Origin of the sequence: Agreia sp. Leaf244 (assembly GCF_001422695.1) — a bacterium.
Lineage (GTDB): Bacteria > Actinomycetota > Actinomycetes > Actinomycetales > Microbacteriaceae > Agreia.
In genome coordinates, this window is the sequence record NZ_LMLX01000005.1 from 498,394 (window position 1) to 514,813 (window position 16,420).

Here is a 16,420-nt window from a genome sequence, read left to right on the forward strand (position 1 = left end):
CCGTTCGTCGAGCCTGTCGAGACGGAGCCCGCCGAGACGGGGCGATACCCGCTCAGCCGACGGGCCACGCGGTGCGCGCCGTGAACTCGGGGTTGTGCGTGCGCCGCATGTACTCCTGGAAGCTCTCGGCCTGCTCGCGGAACCAGTCGACCTGCTTCTCGTGCAGTTCGTGCACGGCCAGGGCCGAGACGGCGTCGTGCTTCTGGGCGAGCGCCTGGGCGACGCGGCCCGCGGCTATGGCGTCTGCGCCGGCGTCGTGGGCGTCGAGCAGCTCGACTCCGTAGACGACCGCGGCGGCCTCGAGCGTGCGCTTGCCCTTGCGGTAGCGATCGACGGCCTTGTCGATGACGAGGGGATCGATGATGGCGGCGGGAAGCTCGAGGGGGTCGATGCCGTAGCGCACAGCCTCGTGGTGGAGGAGCGTGAGGTCGTAGGGCGCGTTGTAGATGACGAGCGGCACACCCTCGGCGAGCAGCGCTGTGAGCGCCTCGACGATCTCGTAGACGACGAGGGCGGCGGGACGCCCCTCGGCGACGGCGCGCTCGGTGGTCACCCCGTGCACGGCTGTCGCCTGCTCGGGGATCTCGACCCCGGGGTTCGCGAGCCAGTCGAGGCGTGACACCGGATGCCCGTCGGCGCCGATGACGCTGACGTTGGCCGTGACGATGCGGCTCGTCTGCACGTCGATTCCGGTGGTCTCCAGGTCGAAGACGGCAAGACGGTGCCACCACTCGGGTGCAGCCTGGGCCCCGGCAGGAGCCGGCGCCTGGCCCTCCGCCGGGCCCGCGGGCCGAACCACGGCCGGATCGGCGATGAGCACCGCATCGTCGGAGAGGCTGAACAATTCGGGTTGCACTGAATCTGTCACGATCCGAACTCTACCGGCCCCTCCCGACAGCGACGGGAGGACCCGACCGACTAGAACCGCTGGTCGACCGACTGGCCGATCTGGAGCCAGTAGAAGCTCTGCGTTCCCAGGGTCAGCGTGAGGCTGCCGTCGTCGGCGATCGTGGGGAACTCCCCACCGCCGAACAGGTCGACGAGTCGGCCGCCCGCCTGGTCGGGCAGTTGGATGTGCACCGCGACGGGATTGTGCGCGAAGCTGAACACGCACAGCACCTGCTCGGGAGAGTCGCCGAGGTGGGTACCCGATCCCTCGTAGGTGCGCACGAAGGCCAGCACGGATTCGTGGTCGGTCTGCAGCACCTGCATGCTGCCGAGGCCGAAAGCCGGATGCGCCTTGCGCACGTGGATGACATTGCGCACCCAGTGCAGCAGCGAGCGCGACTGCGCGAGCTGCGATTCGACGTTGACCAAGGCGTAGTTGTAGACGAGGGACTGCACGACGGGCAGGTAGAGCTTGCCTGGATCGGCGGTGGAGAATCCGGCGTTGCGGTCGGGCGTCCACTGCATCGGCGTGCGCGACGCGTCGCGGTCGTTCAGCCAGATGTTGTCGCCCATGCCGATCTCGTCGCCGTAGTACAGAAACGGGCTGCCCTTGAGTGCGAACAGCAGAGCGTGGGCGAGCTCGAGCTCGGCACGGGAGTTGTCGAGCAGGGGAGCGAGGCGGCGCCTGATGCCGATGTTCGACCTCATGCGCGGGTCGTAGGCGTACCAGCCGTACATCGCCTGCCGGTACTCCTCGGAGACCATCTCGAGGGTCAGCTCGTCGTGGTTGCGCAGGAAGACGCCCCACGCGGCCGAGTCGGGCACATCCGTCGTCTCAGAGAGGATGCGCACGAGCTCGTCGGCATTCTGCGATCTGAGCGAGTAGAAGATGCGGGGCATCACAGGGAAGTCGAACGCCATGTGGCACTCCGGCTCCTCGTCGGTTCCGAAGAACGCTGCCACCTCACGCGGCCACTGGTTCGCTTCGGCGATGAGCACGCGGCCCGGGTAGTCCTCGTCGACCATGGCTCGCAGCTTCACGATGAAGTCGTGCGTCTTCGGCTCGCCCTCGCCGTTGCCCTCGTCGGACTCGTAGAGGTAGGGGATCGCGTCGAGTCGAAGCCCGTCGACGCCGAGCTCGAGCCAGAATCGCACGATGTCGAAGATCGCGTCGTGCACGGCCGGGTTCTCGAAGTTCAGGTCGGGCTGGTGCGAGAAGAAGCGGTGCCAGAAGAACTGGCGACGCACAGGGTCGAAGGTCCAGTTCGACTCCTCGGTGTCGACGAAGATGATGCGGATGCTCTCGTACTTCTCGTCGGTGTCGCTCCACACGTAGAAGTCGCCGTACGGGCCCTCGGGATCGGACCGGGACTGCTGGAACCACTCGTGCGCATCCGAGGTGTGGTTGAGCGGGAAGTCCATGACGAGCCGCATGTTACGCTCGTGGGCCTTCGTGACGAGGTCGCGGAACTCGTCGAGGGTTCCGAACTCGGGGAGGATCGACGTGAAGTCGGAGACGTCGTATCCACCGTCACGCAGCGGCGAGTTGTAGAACGGCGGCAGCCACAGGGCGTCGATGCCGAGCCACTGCAGGTAGTCGAGCTTCGACACCAGGCCGGCGATGTCGCCCGCCCCGTCTCCGTTGCTGTCGACGAACGACCGCACCATCACCTCGTAGAAGACGCTTCGTCGATACCACTGGGGATCGAGCGTGAGTCCCGGCAATTGGATGGGGGCGGTGAAGTTCACGTACAAGTCCTTCCGAGGGCGCGTATCGGGCGTATCGCCGCGCTGCATCAGCCCAGTCTAGGCGTGCACATACACTGGATCACGATGATTGTTCCTTCGCCATACGCATCCAGACTCGAGGCCATCCCGCTCGACCGTCGCACCGAAGAAATCGCGGGCAGCACGACCGAACTCTGGGTCTACGGACCCCGCGACGCAGACACGACGATCGTTCTGGTTCATGGCTTCCGCGGAGACCATCACGGCCTTGAGCCGGTCGTCGCCCACCTGCCGCAGTACCGCACGGTTCTCGCTGATCTTCCGGGCTTCGGCGTGTCGACCCCTCTCGACGCCGACCACGATATCGATGGCTATTCCGCGTGGCTTCTGCAACTCGTCGACCGCGTGCGCGGTCCCGGACGAACTGTCGTCCTGGGTCATTCATTCGGCTCGATCATCGTGTCAGCAGCGCTGGCGCAGGGGCTCGATGTCGACGACATCGTTCTTGTCAATCCCATCGCCGCACCGGCGCTGTCCGGCCCCCGCGGCATCCTCACCAGGCTGGCGGTGTTCTACTACTGGGCTCCCGCAAAGATGCCGGAGCGTCTCGGATTCGCAGTTCTCAAGGCACCCGTCGTCACCCGCATCATGAGCGTGACCATGGCGAAGACCCGGTCGCGCTCGCTCCGCCGCTGGATCCACAATCAGCACGACCTCTATTTCGGCGCCTTCTCGAATCGTCAGGTCGTCCTCGACGCCTTTAAAGCCTCGATCTCGCACGATGTCTCCGAGTACGCGTCGGCGAACACCACGCGCACGCTCCTCATCGCGGCTGATCGCGACGACATCACCCCGGTCGAGGCGCAGCACCGACTGACCGAGAAGATCTCCGATTCGCGACTCGTGGTTCTCAGCGGCGTCGGCCACCTCGTGCACTACGAGATGCCCGAACAGGCGGCCCACGCTATCGACGAGTTCGTGCGCGCAGAAGTGAGCGGCGAATGAGGGTCGTCGTCGACTGCCGCTACACGCGCATCGGCCGGCACGACGGCATCAGCCGGTACACGGCGGGGATCGTCTCCGCGTTGACCGAGCAGCAGCACGAGGTCGTGATGCTCGTCAGTGATGTCCGCCAGCTCGAGATGCTTCCCGACCTGCCGTGGCACTTGGCGAGCTCGCCGACGAGTGTCCGGGAGCCGCTCGTGGCCCTGCAGGTCAACGCGCTGAAGCCCGACGTGGTGTTCACGCCGATGCAGACCATGGGATCGTTCGGCCGGCGCTACCGGCTGGTCCTCACGGTGCATGACCTCATCTACTACTCCAACCCCACTCCTCCCCGCGACCTGGCCTGGCCGATCCGGCTCCTGTGGCGCGCCTACCACCTCTCCTGGTGGCCGCAGCGCTACCTGCTGTCGCGGGCGGATGCGGTGGTCACCGTCTCGCAGACCACCCGCGACCTCATCGCACGCAACAAGCTCACCCGCCGGCCCGTCACCGTCGTGCGCAACGCGGCCGACGGAGCCGAGTCGGCCCCGCTGCCGGCGCAGAAGAGGCGCAAGAACCTCGTCTACATGGGCTCGTTCATGCCCTACAAGAACGTCGAGACGCTGGTCGAGGCCGCAGGCCTGCTCGACGACTACGAGCTCCACCTCATGAGCCGGGTATCGGATGCCGACAGGCGGCGCCTCGAGGCCATCTCACCGAGGGCGCGGCTCGTGTTCCACGACGGGGCGAGCGACGACGACTACATCGATGTGACCAGGCATGCCACGGCGCTGGTGACGGCGTCGCTGGAGGAGGGCTTCGGCATTCCCCTCGTCGAGGCCATGGCCCAGGGAACGCCCATCGTCGTGAGCGACATCCCCGTGTTCTCCGAGATCGGGGGCGACGCGGGACTGTACTTCGCGGCCCGCGACGCGGCCGCCCTGGCGACGCAGGTGCGATCGCTCGAAGACCCCGAGGAGTTCACGCGCCGCTCACTGGCCGGCGTAGACCGGGCCGCGACGTTCAGCTGGTCGAGGTCAGCGCAGACCCTATGGCAGCTTCTCGCCGAATTGGCGGCTCGACCGGCAGGCCGTTGAACTCCTCGAGCACGAGCAGGCCGTCTGCATAGCGGAATCGATGCGCGGATCCGTTCGGGATGCGCGTATGGCCGCCCGGAAGCGCCTTGTCGGTCACCCAGCGCACCACGGATCCGATGACGCCGCCGTGGGCCACGATCAGCACGCGCCGACCCGGATTCTCGAGGGCGATGCTCTCGAGTGCGGGGAGCACCCGGCGAGTCACGTCGCTGCGTCGTTCGATGCCCGGCACACCCTCCATGCCCGGGAACCTCTCGTCGAGCGCGGCCGTATCCAGGCCCTCCGCCTCGCCGTAGGCGCGCTCCACGAGCCGGTCGTCTACCTGCGGTTCGCCGAGATCGAGGCGACGGGCGATGATGCGCGCGGTCTCGCGAGCCCTGCTGAGCGGGCTCGTAACGATCGTGTGCCAGGTCTCGCCGGCAAGGCTCTCCGCAGCGGCCGCGGCCTGCGCTCGCCCGGTGTCGTTCAGGGGGATGTCGGTAGAGCCCTGGATGCGCCGGGCGAGGTTCCAGTCGGTCTCTCCGTGGCGCACGATGACCAGGTCGGCCATCGGCATCAGGCCGGGTCTCCGGGGAGCAGGTGCCGACTCAATTCGGCGAGCGTCTCTGTTGCCCCGGCATCCAGTTTCACCGTCGCGCGCGAGTCGCCTTTCGTGACGCCCCGGTTGATGATGACGATGGGCAGCCGTCGACGACGCGCCTGCTCGAGGAGCCGGATGCCCGAATTGACCACGAGCGACGACCCCGCGATGAGCATCGCCTCGGCGCCGGCGACGAGGGCCGAGGCCTCCAAGAACCGCTCGGTGGGGATGAACTCGCCGAAGAAGACCACATCGGGTTTCAGCATGCCCTGGCAGACCGAGCACGCCGGCACGACGAACGACGAGTAGTCGGTGACGTCGGCGTCTCCGTCGGGTGCGAGGGTGATCGCGTCGGGCTGGTCGACCCAGGGGTTGTCGGCCGAGATGCGCTCGGCGATGCTCGCGCGGGCGAATGTCTGGCCGCAGTTCAGGCAGAGCACGCGGTCCATGGAGCCGTGCAGATCGACGAGGTGGGTGGAACCCGCGCGGGCGTGCAGTCCGTCGACGTTCTGTGTGACGACGCCCGACACCACCCCCGCGTTCTCGAGTTCTGCGAGGGTGCGGTGACCCTCGTTGGGGCGAGCGGCGTCGAACATCTTCCAGCCGAGGTGGCTGCCGGCCCAGTACCGCCGCCTGTAGTCGAGGCTCTCCCGGAACTGGTCGAACGTCATCGGATTGCGCTTGGGGGCTCCGGCGCCCCGGTAGTCGGGGATGCCGGAATCGGTGCTCAGGCCGGCGCCGGTCAAGACCACGATCCGGCGGCCCTTGAGGGCCGCCACAGCCTCGTCGATGTCGGCGGGTGAGGCTTCTCGAGGGCTCGATTCGACGAGCGGGACCATCTGCACCTCCTGCCGTCGGGTCATGGACTCCGACGCTTCGCGTTACTCTTCGAAGTCTAAACAGTCCCCGTTGCCGTTTTGTTTCCGATCGGCAGGCCGCGGCGCGCCGCGGGGGAGGGAACGCGATCGAATCAGGAGTGCCTCGACGGTGAAGACAGTGTGGATCGACAGCCTCGACGTGCCCGGACTCGACGACTACGCGCGCCTGACGGATGTCGTGCTCAGACGCCTCAGCGAGCCGGCAGGCGGCCTCTACATCGCGGAATCGCCCAAGGTGATCGCCCGCGCCCTCGCGGCGGGTCACCGGCCGCGATCCGTTCTTGTGCAGGAGCAGTGGTTGGCCGACATGGAGCCCCTGCTGGCCGGATGGGACGACGTGACCGTGTTCGTCGGAGACGCGCCGACGCTCGAGTCGCTCACGGGCTACAACCTGCACAGGGGTGCCCTCGCCGCCATGCATCGCCCCGAACTCCGGCCCGTCGCCGAGGTCATCGAGGGTGCGCGGCGGGTGGTGGTTCTCGAAGACATCACCGACCACACGAATGTCGGGGCGATCTTCCGCGCCGTCGCCGGCATCGGGGCAGACGCCGTGCTGATCTCTCCCCGGTGTGCGGACCCGCTGTACCGGCGGAGCGTGCGGGTGAGCATGGGCACCGTGCTCCAGGTTCCGTGGACCCGACTGCCCGAATGGTCGGAGGCGGCTCCGCTCCTGCATGCCGCCGGCTTCCACATCGCCGCCCTCGCCCTCTCCGACGACGCGGTCACGCTCGACGAGTTCGCGGCCGAGGTCCCGTCCAAGCTCGCGCTCGTCCTGGGCTCGGAGGGAGACGGGCTCTCGCGACAGGCGCTGTCGGCCGCGGACACCGTGGTGACCATTCCCATGAGCCACGGAGTCGACTCCCTCAACGTGGCCTCCGCGAGCGCCGTGGCGCTGTACACACTCCGCTGAGTTTCGGCGGTAGTATCCGGCTACCACGCAACGAGGAGGATGCAATGTCGCAGCAGTCCACGAGGTCCGCCTCGAGCGAAGGAACGTCGGATGGAAAGGGACTGGCCGCCGGTTCCCTGGGTCTTGTCGGTTCCGTGGTGATCGGCCTCGCGTCCACTGCTCCCGTCTACTCCCTTGCGGCCACCGTGGGATTCGTCGTGCTGGCCGTCGGTGCGCAGGCCCCGATCGCCATCGTCCTCGCGTTCATTCCGATGTTCCTCACGGCCTACGCCTATCGGGAGCTCAACGAGGCCGTTCCCGACTGCGGCACCTCGTTCACGTGGAGCACGAAGGCATTCGGCCCCTGGGTCGGATGGATGAGCGGATGGGGCGTCATCGTCGCCGGAACCATCGTGCTGGCGAACCTCGCGCAGATCGGCAGCAAGTACTTCTGGCTGCTCATCGGCAATCCCGACCTCTACAACAGCACGCCCCTCGTCACGGCCACCGGCGTGCTCTTCATCGCCGCGATGACATTCGTCAGCGTGCGCGGCCTCGAGATCGGCGAGATCCTGCAGAACATCCTGCTCGGCATCCAGTACCTGGCGCTCATCCTCTTCGTGGTCTTCGCGCTGGGCAGTGTGTTCGCCGGCACGGCGCCCGAGGGATCGATGGTGCCGCAGGCCGACTGGTTCAACCCGTTCGCGTTCGACTCGCTGCCCGGCTTCACCGAGGCGATCCTCCTGTGCCTGTTCATCTACTGGGGCTGGGACACCTGCCTCGCCCTCAACGAGGAGACGAAGGATCCGGAGCACATCCCCGGACGCGCGGCCCTGCTGTCGACCGTCATCCTCGTCATCACCTATGTGGCGGTCGCCGTGGCCGCGATGGCCTACGCCGGCCTCGGCGAAGCGGGACTCGGCCTCGCCAACGACAAGAACGCCGAGGACGTGTTCTTCGCCCTGAAGGACGCACTCTTCGGCCCCTGGGCGTGGCTGCTCGTGATCGCCGTGATGGTCTCGGCCATCTCGTCGACCCAGACCACGATCCTGCCGACGGCCCGGGGAACGCTCTCGATGGCCACCTACCGCGCGCTGCCCGAGCGATTCGGCCGGGTGCACCCGCGATTCCGTACACCGGCATTCTCGACGATCGTCATGAGCATCGTGGCGAGCGTGTTCTACGTGGGCATGACGATCATCAGCGACGCGTTCCTCTCCGACACCATCCTGTCGCTCGGACTGGCGATCGCCTTCTACTACGCGATCACGAGCTTCGCCTGCGTCTGGTACTTCCGGCGGGAGCTCTTCACCTCGGCCCGCAACTTCACGACCAAGGGTCTCTTTCCGTTGCTCGGCGGACTGATGCTCACCGCAGCCTTCGTGCAGTCCGCCATCGACATGCTCGATCCCGACTACGGCTACACCGTGCTCTTCGGTATCGGGGGAGTGTTCGTGATCGGAATCGGCTCGCTGCTCGTCGGTGCCGTCGTCATGGTCGTGTGGTACTTCTTCCCCGCGGCGAAGCCGTTCTTTCGCGGGGAGAGCCTCAATCGCGAGACGCCGGTCCTGGTTCCGGAGGGCGAGACCCGCATCCCGAGGTCGGTGGACGGCGGACGGATGTAACGCTTGGGGGCATTCTCCAAGCGACAGGTCTCCTAGGATTGGCGGGTGTCTCCGACGTCAGCACCCGCCCGCCGCCGCGGCCGCCGCATCGTCGCGTTCTCGGCCACGGGCATCCTGGTCGTCATAGCGGTCGCCCTCGGCCTGTACGTGCCCGCCGCCCTGGCGGCGCCGCTGCCCGCGGCACAGCTCGAGCTCGACGTTCCGACGCCGGCCCCCGCCGAGCCGGCGACGCTCTCGTTGCCGGGCGTGGGCACCGGGGCGATCGCCCTGGAGGGGTCGGACGAACTCCTCGGTGAGAGCGGTCAGACAGGACCCGTGCCGATAGCGAGCGTCACGAAGGTCATCACCGCCCTCGTGGTCCTCGAGTCCCATCCGCTCGTCGAGGGCGACGATGGCCCCGGCATCACCATGACCGCGGCCGACGTGCAGATCCTCGAGCAGACCCGTGCGGTCGACGGATCGTATGAGCTCGTCAACGAGGGACAGGTGCTCTCGGAGCGCCAGGTGCTCGAGATCATGCTGCTGAAGTCCGCGAACAACTACGCCGAGACGGTCACCAACTGGGCGTTCGGCTCGCTGGCCGCGTATCTCGACGCGGCCCGGGCGTTCACGGCCGAGCACGGTCTCTCCGACACCACGATCGTCGACGCGTCGGGCCTCGATCCCGGCAGCCGCAGTTCGACGAAGGACCTGATGCGCATAGCCTCCCTCGCCCTCGCCGATCCGGTGCTGGCGACGATCGTGTCGACCGCCCTCGATGAGGTTCCGGTCATCGGCGAGATCGACAACAGCAACAAGCTGCTCGGCATCGACGGCATCGACGGCATCAAGACCGGAACGACGGACGAGGCCGGCTCGTGCCTGCTGTTCTCCGCCGAATTCACGGTGGGCGGCGAGACGAAGTCCGTCGTGGGTGTCATCCTCGGCGCGCAGAGCTCCCAGGCGGCGCGGGATGCGGTGCAGGCGCTCCTCGCCAGCACGAAGGCGGCTTTCACCACGATCCCGCTCATCACGGCCGACACCGAGGTGGGCGAGTACACGACGGCATGGGGGAAGACGGCATCCATCGTCGCCTCCGCCGACGAGGAGGCGCTCGTCTGGTCGAACGATCCGGTCGCCGTCGATGCCAGCGCCGACGACGTCGTGACCGCCCGGTCGGGCGCTGACGTGGGCACAATCCGCTACACCGTCGACGGACGCACGGAGGATGTGACCCTCGAACTCGACGGGACCCTGGAGGACCCCGGATTCTGGTGGCGCGTCGGCCACCCGGAGCTCGTCTTCGGCTAGTCCTCGAGACCCGCAGGATCCGATGGCGCCGTGCCCGGCACGTGCATCGGCACGGCGTCGGGCCGCTTCGGCGAGATTCCGTCGCCGCTCGATCGGTGGGTGACGCGTCGGATCACCCAGGGCACGAAGTGCGTGCGCGCCCAGACCAGGTCCTCCGAGCGCGCCTGCCGCCACGTCGCCGTGGGCAGCGGTTCTGGGGCGCCCGGCTGCAGCTCGTTCTCGACGTTCAGCGCCTGCAGCACGAGCCGTGCGACCTCGTGGTGACCGAGGGGGTTGAGATGGAGGCGGTCGGGGCTCCACATGCGTGAGTCCTGGATGGAGGACAGACCCCACTGGTCGGCCACGATGCAGTCGTGCCGGGCCGCGATGGTGCGGAGGTTCTCGTTGTAGATGGCGACCTTGCCCCGGATGCCCCGGAACACGGGGGAGAAGGCCACGTCGGTTCCCGTGAAGATCACGACGGTGGCGTTGTCGCGCCTGAGGCGCTCGATGCCCGCATCCATTCGTCGGGCGATGTCGTCGGGGTCGGTGCCGGGGCGGATGATGTCGTTGCCACCGGCCGAGATCGTGATGAGATCGGGCTGCAGGGCGAGGGCCGGTTCGACCTGTTCGTCGAGGATTCCCTGCATCAGGCGACCTCGAATGGCCAGGTTCGCGTAGGCGAAGTCATCTCCGGCCTCGGCGCCCAGCACCTCCGCCACCCGGTCGGCCCACCCGCGGTAGCCGCCGGGGCTCGCGGGTTCAGGGTCTCCGATGCCCTCGGTGAACGAGTCGCCGATGGCGACGTACCGCCTCCATGGATGCCGCTCTGTCATATATGCACTCCTTCGAAGAAATCCACTCGTCAACATACTCCTTCGCCACGCCGCGGAGGCACGGCGTTTTGTCGTCGCGTCGGTGGCGGCCGGTAGTGTGGATGCACGTGAACAGCCTGCCCGATCCCCTCGCCCTGCCCGAAGACCGGGTCGATCCCTCGGGCACCGCAATCACGCCGGCTGTCGGCGGCGGAGCGGCCGAGCATCTGTCACCGTCGTTCCCCGAACGCGCGGCGTGGGGCACGGCATCGAAGCTTCGTGCCTGGCAGTCCGAGGCCCTCGAGGCGTACTTCACACACCAGCCGAGAGACTTTCTGGCCGCCGCCACACCCGGCGCCGGCAAGACCACCTTCGCCCTGCGGCTGGCCAGCGAACTGCTGCACAGAGGCATCATCGACAGGGTCACGGTCGTCGCCCCCACCGAGCACCTCAAGAAGCAGTGGGCCGATGCGGCAGATCGCGTTCACATCCGGCTCACGCCCGGCTTCAAGAACAGCGACCGGCGCTACGGCAGCCATTTCCACGGCGTCGCCGTCACCTACGCCCAGGTCGCGGCGCGTCCCGCCCTGCACCGCGAGCTCACCGAGTCGGCCCGCAGTCTCATCATCCTCGACGAGGTGCACCACGGCGGCGACGCCCTGAGCTGGGGCGAGGCCATCAGAGAGGCCTTCGCACCTGCAACCCGCCGGTTGTCACTGACGGGAACGCCGTTCCGCTCCGACACCTCGCCGATCCCGTTCGTGAGCTACCTGCAAGACGAGCACGGCATCCGGCTCTCGCAGACCGACTACAACTACGGGTACGGGCGCGCCCTGCAAGACGGAGTCGTGCGCCCGGTTCTCTTCATGGTCTACGCCGGCCACATGCGCTGGCGCAGCAAGGTCGGCGACGAGATGGAGGCGCGCCTCGGCGAGGGAAACACCAAGGACATCACCTCCCAGGCCTGGCGCACCGCCCTCGACCCCGCCGGCGACTGGATTCCCTCGGTTCTCGCGGCCGCCAACCGTCGGCTCGCCGAGGTGCGGCAGGGCATCCCGGATGCCGGGGGCCTGGTGATCGCGACCGACCAGTTCACGGCGCGCGCCTATGCGGCGATCCTCGAGAACATCTCCGGTGAGCCCGTCACCGTGGTGCTCTCCGACGAAAAAGAGGCCTCCGGACGCATCGAGGAGTATTCCAAGTCGTCGCGTCGCTGGATGGTCGCGGTGCGCATGGTGTCGGAGGGCGTCGATATTCCCCGCCTCGCTGTCGGCGTCTACGCGACGAGCGCGTCGACCCCGCTCTTCTTCGCCCAGGCCATCGGCCGGTTCGTGCGCGCCCGGCGCCGCGGTGAGACGGCCTCCATCTTCCTGCCCAACGTTCCGGGCCTGATGGCGCTGGCCGGCACCATGGAGCTCGAGCGCGACCACGCGCTCGACCGGCGCGACTCGGGAGACCCCGAGGGCGACATGTGGAACCCCGAAGACGCCATGGTCGCCGAGGCGAACGTCCAAGACAAGGCGTCCGATGCCCTGCAGAACGACTTCGCGTTCCAGGCACTCGGCTCGCACGCCACGTTCGACCGCGTTCTCTTCGAGGGCAGCGAGTTCGGTGCGGAGGCCCCCGTCGACAGCGACGAGGAGCTCGACTTCATCGGCATTCCAGGGCTGCTCGAGCCCGATCAGGTGCGCGAGCTCCTGCAGCACCGGCAGGCCAGGCAGCAGCGGCACGCGGCCGATCGCCGCAAGAACGCTCCGCCGACCCCGTCGGAAGACGAACCCGCGGCCCCCCTGTACCGCACGCTCGCCGAGCAGAGAAAACTGCTGAACAGCCTCGTGGGCATCTGGTCCAAGACGTCGGATCAGCCGCACGGGCTCGTGCACGCCGAGCTTCGCCGCGTATGCGGCGGCCCCGCCGTGCCCCAGGCCAGCGTCACGCAGCTTCAGTCGCGCATCGCGACAGTGCGCAAGTGGATGGGCGCGCACCACTCCTGACGCGCGCTGGCCTACAGGAAGCGAACGAAGTAGTAGCTTCCCCACAGCGAACTGGCGTGCGTCACGTAGCGACCCCAGTCGGGGGAGTGGATGACGCCGCCGTGACCGTCGTAGATGCCGATGTGACCGCTCCAGACCACCGCGTCGCCAGCGCGGGCATCGGCTGACGAGATGCGGATGCCCTGGGCGGCCTGGGTGGGAACGTAGCGCGGCAGGTTGATGCCGAACTGCTTGTAGACGTACTGGGTCAGCCCGTCGCATCCGAAGCTGTCGCTGGGGTCTGCACCCCAGCCGTAGGGCACGACTCCGACGAACTGCTCGGCGTAGGCGACGACCGCGTCGCCGTTGTAGCTCTGGGGAGGATTGACCACGGGGGCCGAAGGGGCAGGAGCGCTGGGAGCAGGAGCGCTGGGAGCACTGCCGCCGGGGGACTCGTCGCCGGAGGACCCGCCGCCGGAAGAGGGAGCGTCGGGAGCAGGAGCCGCGGCCTCCGCGTCTGCCGCAGCCTTCGCCGCCGCCTCATCGGCGGCCTGCTTGGCCTGCGCGGCAGCCTGCACGCCCGCCTGGTACTGCTCCTCGGTGAGCGCGACATCCGATGTGAGCGCCTGCAGCTGCACCGTCAGTTCGGCCTCGTGATCCTGCTGCTCGAGGAGCGCGGCACCGACGGCCTGCTGGGCGGCGACGGCGTCGTCGAGAGCACTCTGCGCCGAAGCGGCGAGGGCACCGAGGGCATCGCGGGCGACGTCGGCCTGGTCGCTGAGCGAGGTCGCCGCGTTCTGGTCGATCTCGGCCTGCTGGTAGATGCCTGTCGTTGACTCGCTGAGCTTCGACATGGCTCCGAGCTGGTAGAGAAGACTGTCGGCCTTGTCTGAATCGACGAACAGGCGAGACGACAGATCGTTGCCGCCCGACCGCGCGAACTGGGCGGCGAGGATCGCGGCCTGGGTACGAGAATTGTCGGCCTTCGTCTGGGCCGCCGTCGCCTGCGCAGCCAATTGTTCGGCCTTCAGGGATGCCGCGTTGTAGGCGGTCTGAGCCGTCTGGTTCTCCTGCCAACGCGAACTCGCAGCCGCCTGGGCCTCGGCGACCTGGGTCTGCAGACCGTCGATGAGGCCGGTGATGCGTGCGATTTCGGCTTCCTTGCCGGCCTCTGACGCGCGGGCTGCGACGACGTCGTCCCAGGAGGGGTAGTTGTCGGCTGCCACGGGTGCCGACGAGACCGCGCCGACCGCGAGCAGGCCGATCACCGCCGTCGTCGCAAGGGCGCTTCGCCACGATGAGCGCCGCCGCGACGGCCCTTCGTTCGAGGCGATGGTGGTGTCGAGCATGAATTCCCCGTCTTCCCCAAAAGATCGCGACGAAGGGTGAGTCACATTCGTCACAGAAACAACATCGTTCACACTAGCAACGATTGAGGTGCGGTTCTATACACGATCCATATTCGAATCGGGGCAGCCGAGGCGGCGTGTCGCTTATTCTGTGCGGCAACGACAAAGGCCCCTCACCCGAATGGGTGAAGGGCCTTCGTTTTTAAGCTTCGCGTCAATGGGAATCAGACGCCGCTCTCGCGGACCTGAGACCGACCGAGGAAAGACTTAGAGGGGGCGGATGTTCTCAGCCTGGGGACCCTTGGGGCCCTGTGCGACGTCGAATTCGACCTTCTGGTTCTCGTCGAGCGAGCGGTATCCGCTGGACGCGATAGCCGAGTAGTGCGCGAACACGTCGGGGCTGCCGTCTTCGGGGGCGATGAAGCCGAATCCCTTTTCAGCGTTGAACCATTTCACTGTGCCTGTAGCCATTGCAAACTCCTCCTGGAGTGATAATTCGGTCCCGATTGTCGGGGCCACTCGTCGGGGTGTTCGTCGTCTCCCAGGATTGGGCCCGAACAGTGTCGGGCAGGGCACCGCAGGCGCCCCGGACGTGCGAGGCACATCAACTTCTACCAACAGCCTACTATGCTCTCGGCCTCGACGGGCGACCAATATGATCACGCCTTGGTCACACTCCGTCATATGAGCGCACCGTCGCCGATCGACGGCAACGAAAAACCCCCGACATCTCGTATGAAACGAGAGGTCGGGGGTAGTTTTCAGTCTGTGTCCGAAGGGGGACTTGAACCCCCACGCCCTATACGGGCACTAGCACCTCAAGCTAGCGCGTCTGCCATTTCCGCCATCCGGACTGGATGAGCTGCTTTCCGTTCCCGGTGCAACCAAGGTAAGACGATAGCACGGTTTGAAACCCTCTCGACGCCACGGGTGCGGGCAGGCCCTGCGGTACCGTGATGCCATGACTTCGACGCCCGCGAACCCCGGCCCCGAGCCCGATCTCGATCTCGATCTCGATGCCACCGCCGTGATCGCCCGCGACCTGATCCGGTTCGACACGTCCAACTTCGGTGAAGGCAGGTCCAACGGCGAAACCGATGCGGCCGAGTACGTCGCCGCGCACCTCGAGCGCCTTGGCCTCGTGCCGGAACTCATCGACTCCGAACCCGGACGCACGAGCGTCGTCGCCCGCGTGGCGGGGGAGGATCCGAGCCGCGGCGCCCTCGTCGTACACGGACACACCGATGTGGTGCCGGCGATCGCCGACGACTGGTCGGTCGACCCGTTCGGCGGGGTGATCAAGGACGGCATGCTCTGGGGCCGCGGCGCGGTCGACATGAAGAACATGGATGCGATGATCCTGACCTCGCTCGACGACATCCTGTCGTCGGGGCGCAAGCCGGCCCGCGACCTCGTGATCGCGTTCTTCGCCGACGAGGAGGCCGGGGGAGTCCTCGGGTCGCACTACCTCGTGAAGAACCGGCCGGATCTCTTCGCCGGCGCGACGGAGGCGATCAGCGAGGTCGGTGGATACTCGATCGATCTCGACGGCACCAGGGCCTACCTCGTGCAGACGGGCGAGAAGGCCCTGATCTGGGCCAGGCTGGTCGCGCGTGGAACAGCCGGGCACGGATCGCAGATCAACTCCGACAACGCCATCACCCGGCTCGCCGGTGCGGTCGCCCGGGTCGGGAGCCAGGAATGGCCGGTGCACCTCACCAAGACCACCACCGAGCTCCTCGGTCGCGTAGCCGCGATCCTCGGCAAGGACCCGCAGCGAACGACCCCGGACGAACTCGCCATCGCGACCGGCACGGCATCCAGATTCATCTCCGCCTCGCTGCGCAACACGGCGAACCCCACGGGGCTCACCGCCGGATACAAGCACAACGTCATCCCCGATCGCGCAGAGGCCCTTCTCGATATCCGCGTGCTTCCGGGCCAGGAGGACGAGGTGATCGCACGCATCCGGGAGCTCGCCGGGCCGGGCGTCGACGTCGAGATCTCGCATCAGGACATCGGCCTCGAGACCGACTTCTCGGGGCCTCTCGTCGACCAGATGATCGCGAGTCTCCACGAGTTCGACCCCGAGGCGCAGGTGCTTCCGTACCTGCTCTCGGCGGGAACCGACAACAAGGCCCTCAGCACGATCGGCATCAAAGGCTACGGCTTCGCGCCCCTCCAGCTGCCGCCGACCCTCGACTTCCCCGCCCTGTTCCACGGCGTCGACGAGAGGGTGCCCCTCGACGCGTTAGTGTTTGGCAGAAAGGTTCTGACCGACCTCCTGCTCCGCTACTGACCGGCCGCACCACCGCACGCCCGACCGACTACGTCGCATCATTTCC

Annotated in this window: 14 protein-coding genes and 1 tRNA gene; 7 read left to right on the plus strand and 8 right to left on the minus strand. The window is 67.3% G+C overall.

Translation table 11 applies throughout. The annotated features are described in order from the left end of the window. Positions 1–52: 52 nt before the first annotated feature. The gene (locus tag ASF06_RS16615; protein ID WP_268750648.1) at positions 53–868 is read right to left on the minus strand and encodes an exonuclease domain-containing protein; all 816 of its coding nucleotides are present in this window, start codon (positions 866–868) and stop codon (positions 53–55) included. A gap of 50 nt (positions 869–918) precedes the next feature. After that, the gene (gene treS / locus ASF06_RS16620; protein ID WP_055949512.1) at positions 919–2,637 is read right to left on the minus strand and encodes a maltose alpha-D-glucosyltransferase; all 1,719 of its coding nucleotides are present in this window, start codon (positions 2,635–2,637) and stop codon (positions 919–921) included. 84 nt (positions 2,638–2,721) lie between these two features. On the opposite strand from treS, the gene ASF06_RS16625 reads away from it, so the two are divergent. Further along, positions 2,722–3,621: an alpha/beta fold hydrolase gene (locus ASF06_RS16625; protein ID WP_055949515.1), complete on the plus strand. Its 900-nt coding sequence runs from the start codon at positions 2,722–2,724 to the stop codon at positions 3,619–3,621. Continuing rightward, positions 3,618–4,697 carry a glycosyltransferase family 4 protein gene (locus tag ASF06_RS16630; protein WP_055949518.1) on the plus strand — a complete coding sequence of 360 codons (1,080 nt, stop codon included), beginning with the start codon at positions 3,618–3,620 and terminating at the stop codon, positions 4,695–4,697. The genes ASF06_RS16625 and ASF06_RS16630 overlap by 4 nt, the downstream gene beginning before the upstream one ends. On the opposite strand, the gene ASF06_RS16635 is transcribed toward ASF06_RS16630, so the two are convergent. Continuing rightward, entirely contained in the window at positions 4,624–5,253 is a 630-nt protein-coding gene (locus ASF06_RS16635) for a histidine phosphatase family protein (RefSeq protein WP_235501044.1), read from the minus strand. The two genes, ASF06_RS16630 and ASF06_RS16635, sit on opposite strands and share 74 nt — an antisense overlap. Then, complete coding sequence (locus ASF06_RS16640) at positions 5,253–6,116, minus strand: Sir2 family NAD-dependent protein deacetylase (RefSeq protein WP_055949790.1); 864 nt, start codon at positions 6,114–6,116, stop codon at positions 5,253–5,255. Before ASF06_RS16640 ends, ASF06_RS16635 begins: the two co-directional genes overlap by 1 nt. Before the next feature lie 148 nt (positions 6,117–6,264). On the opposite strand from ASF06_RS16640, the gene ASF06_RS16645 reads away from it, so the two are divergent. From ASF06_RS16645 to ASF06_RS16655, 3 genes are read left to right on the plus strand one after another with little or no spacing between them, the layout of a single operon-like run. Further along, positions 6,265–7,065, plus strand: coding sequence for a TrmH family RNA methyltransferase (locus ASF06_RS16645; protein WP_055949521.1), 801 nt, complete (start codon positions 6,265–6,267; stop codon positions 7,063–7,065). A gap of 44 nt (positions 7,066–7,109) precedes the next feature. Further along, entirely contained in the window at positions 7,110–8,669 is a 1,560-nt protein-coding gene (locus tag ASF06_RS16650; protein ID WP_055949524.1) for an APC family permease, read from the plus strand. A 45-nt stretch (positions 8,670–8,714) separates the two neighbouring features. Next, entirely contained in the window at positions 8,715–9,959 is a 1,245-nt protein-coding gene (locus ASF06_RS16655) for a D-alanyl-D-alanine carboxypeptidase family protein (protein ID WP_055949527.1), read from the plus strand. Here the strand turns inward: ASF06_RS16655 and ASF06_RS16660 are convergent. Continuing rightward, the gene (locus ASF06_RS16660) at positions 9,956–10,774 is read right to left on the minus strand and encodes an SGNH/GDSL hydrolase family protein (RefSeq protein ID WP_055949529.1); all 819 of its coding nucleotides are present in this window, start codon (positions 10,772–10,774) and stop codon (positions 9,956–9,958) included. The two genes, ASF06_RS16655 and ASF06_RS16660, sit on opposite strands and share 4 nt — an antisense overlap. 101 nt (positions 10,775–10,875) lie before the next feature. On the opposite strand from ASF06_RS16660, the gene ASF06_RS16665 reads away from it, so the two are divergent. Further along, a complete protein-coding gene (locus ASF06_RS16665; protein WP_082501033.1) occupies positions 10,876–12,747 on the plus strand; it encodes a DEAD/DEAH box helicase in 1,872 nt (623 codons plus the stop codon). 11 nt (positions 12,748–12,758) lie between these two features. On the opposite strand, the gene ASF06_RS16670 is transcribed toward ASF06_RS16665, so the two are convergent. The 3 genes from ASF06_RS16670 to ASF06_RS16680 all read right to left on the minus strand — a co-directional run bounded on the left by ASF06_RS16670 (position 12,759) and on the right by ASF06_RS16680 (position 14,929). Next, the gene (locus ASF06_RS16670; protein ID WP_055949531.1) at positions 12,759–14,075 is read right to left on the minus strand and encodes a C40 family peptidase; all 1,317 of its coding nucleotides are present in this window, start codon (positions 14,073–14,075) and stop codon (positions 12,759–12,761) included. Positions 14,076–14,342: 267 nt separating this feature from the next. Further along, on the minus strand, positions 14,343–14,546 hold the full coding sequence (locus ASF06_RS16675; protein ID WP_044443312.1) for a cold-shock protein: 204 nt from the start codon (positions 14,544–14,546) through the stop codon (positions 14,343–14,345). A gap of 298 nt (positions 14,547–14,844) precedes the next feature. Then, positions 14,845–14,929 (minus strand) — tRNA-Leu (locus tag ASF06_RS16680). 107 nt (positions 14,930–15,036) lie between these two features. Between ASF06_RS16680 and ASF06_RS16685 the strand changes: the two genes are divergently transcribed. Next, entirely contained in the window at positions 15,037–16,374 is a 1,338-nt protein-coding gene (locus tag ASF06_RS16685; RefSeq protein ID WP_055949534.1) for a M20/M25/M40 family metallo-hydrolase, read from the plus strand. The last annotated feature ends 46 nt before the right edge of the window (positions 16,375–16,420 follow it).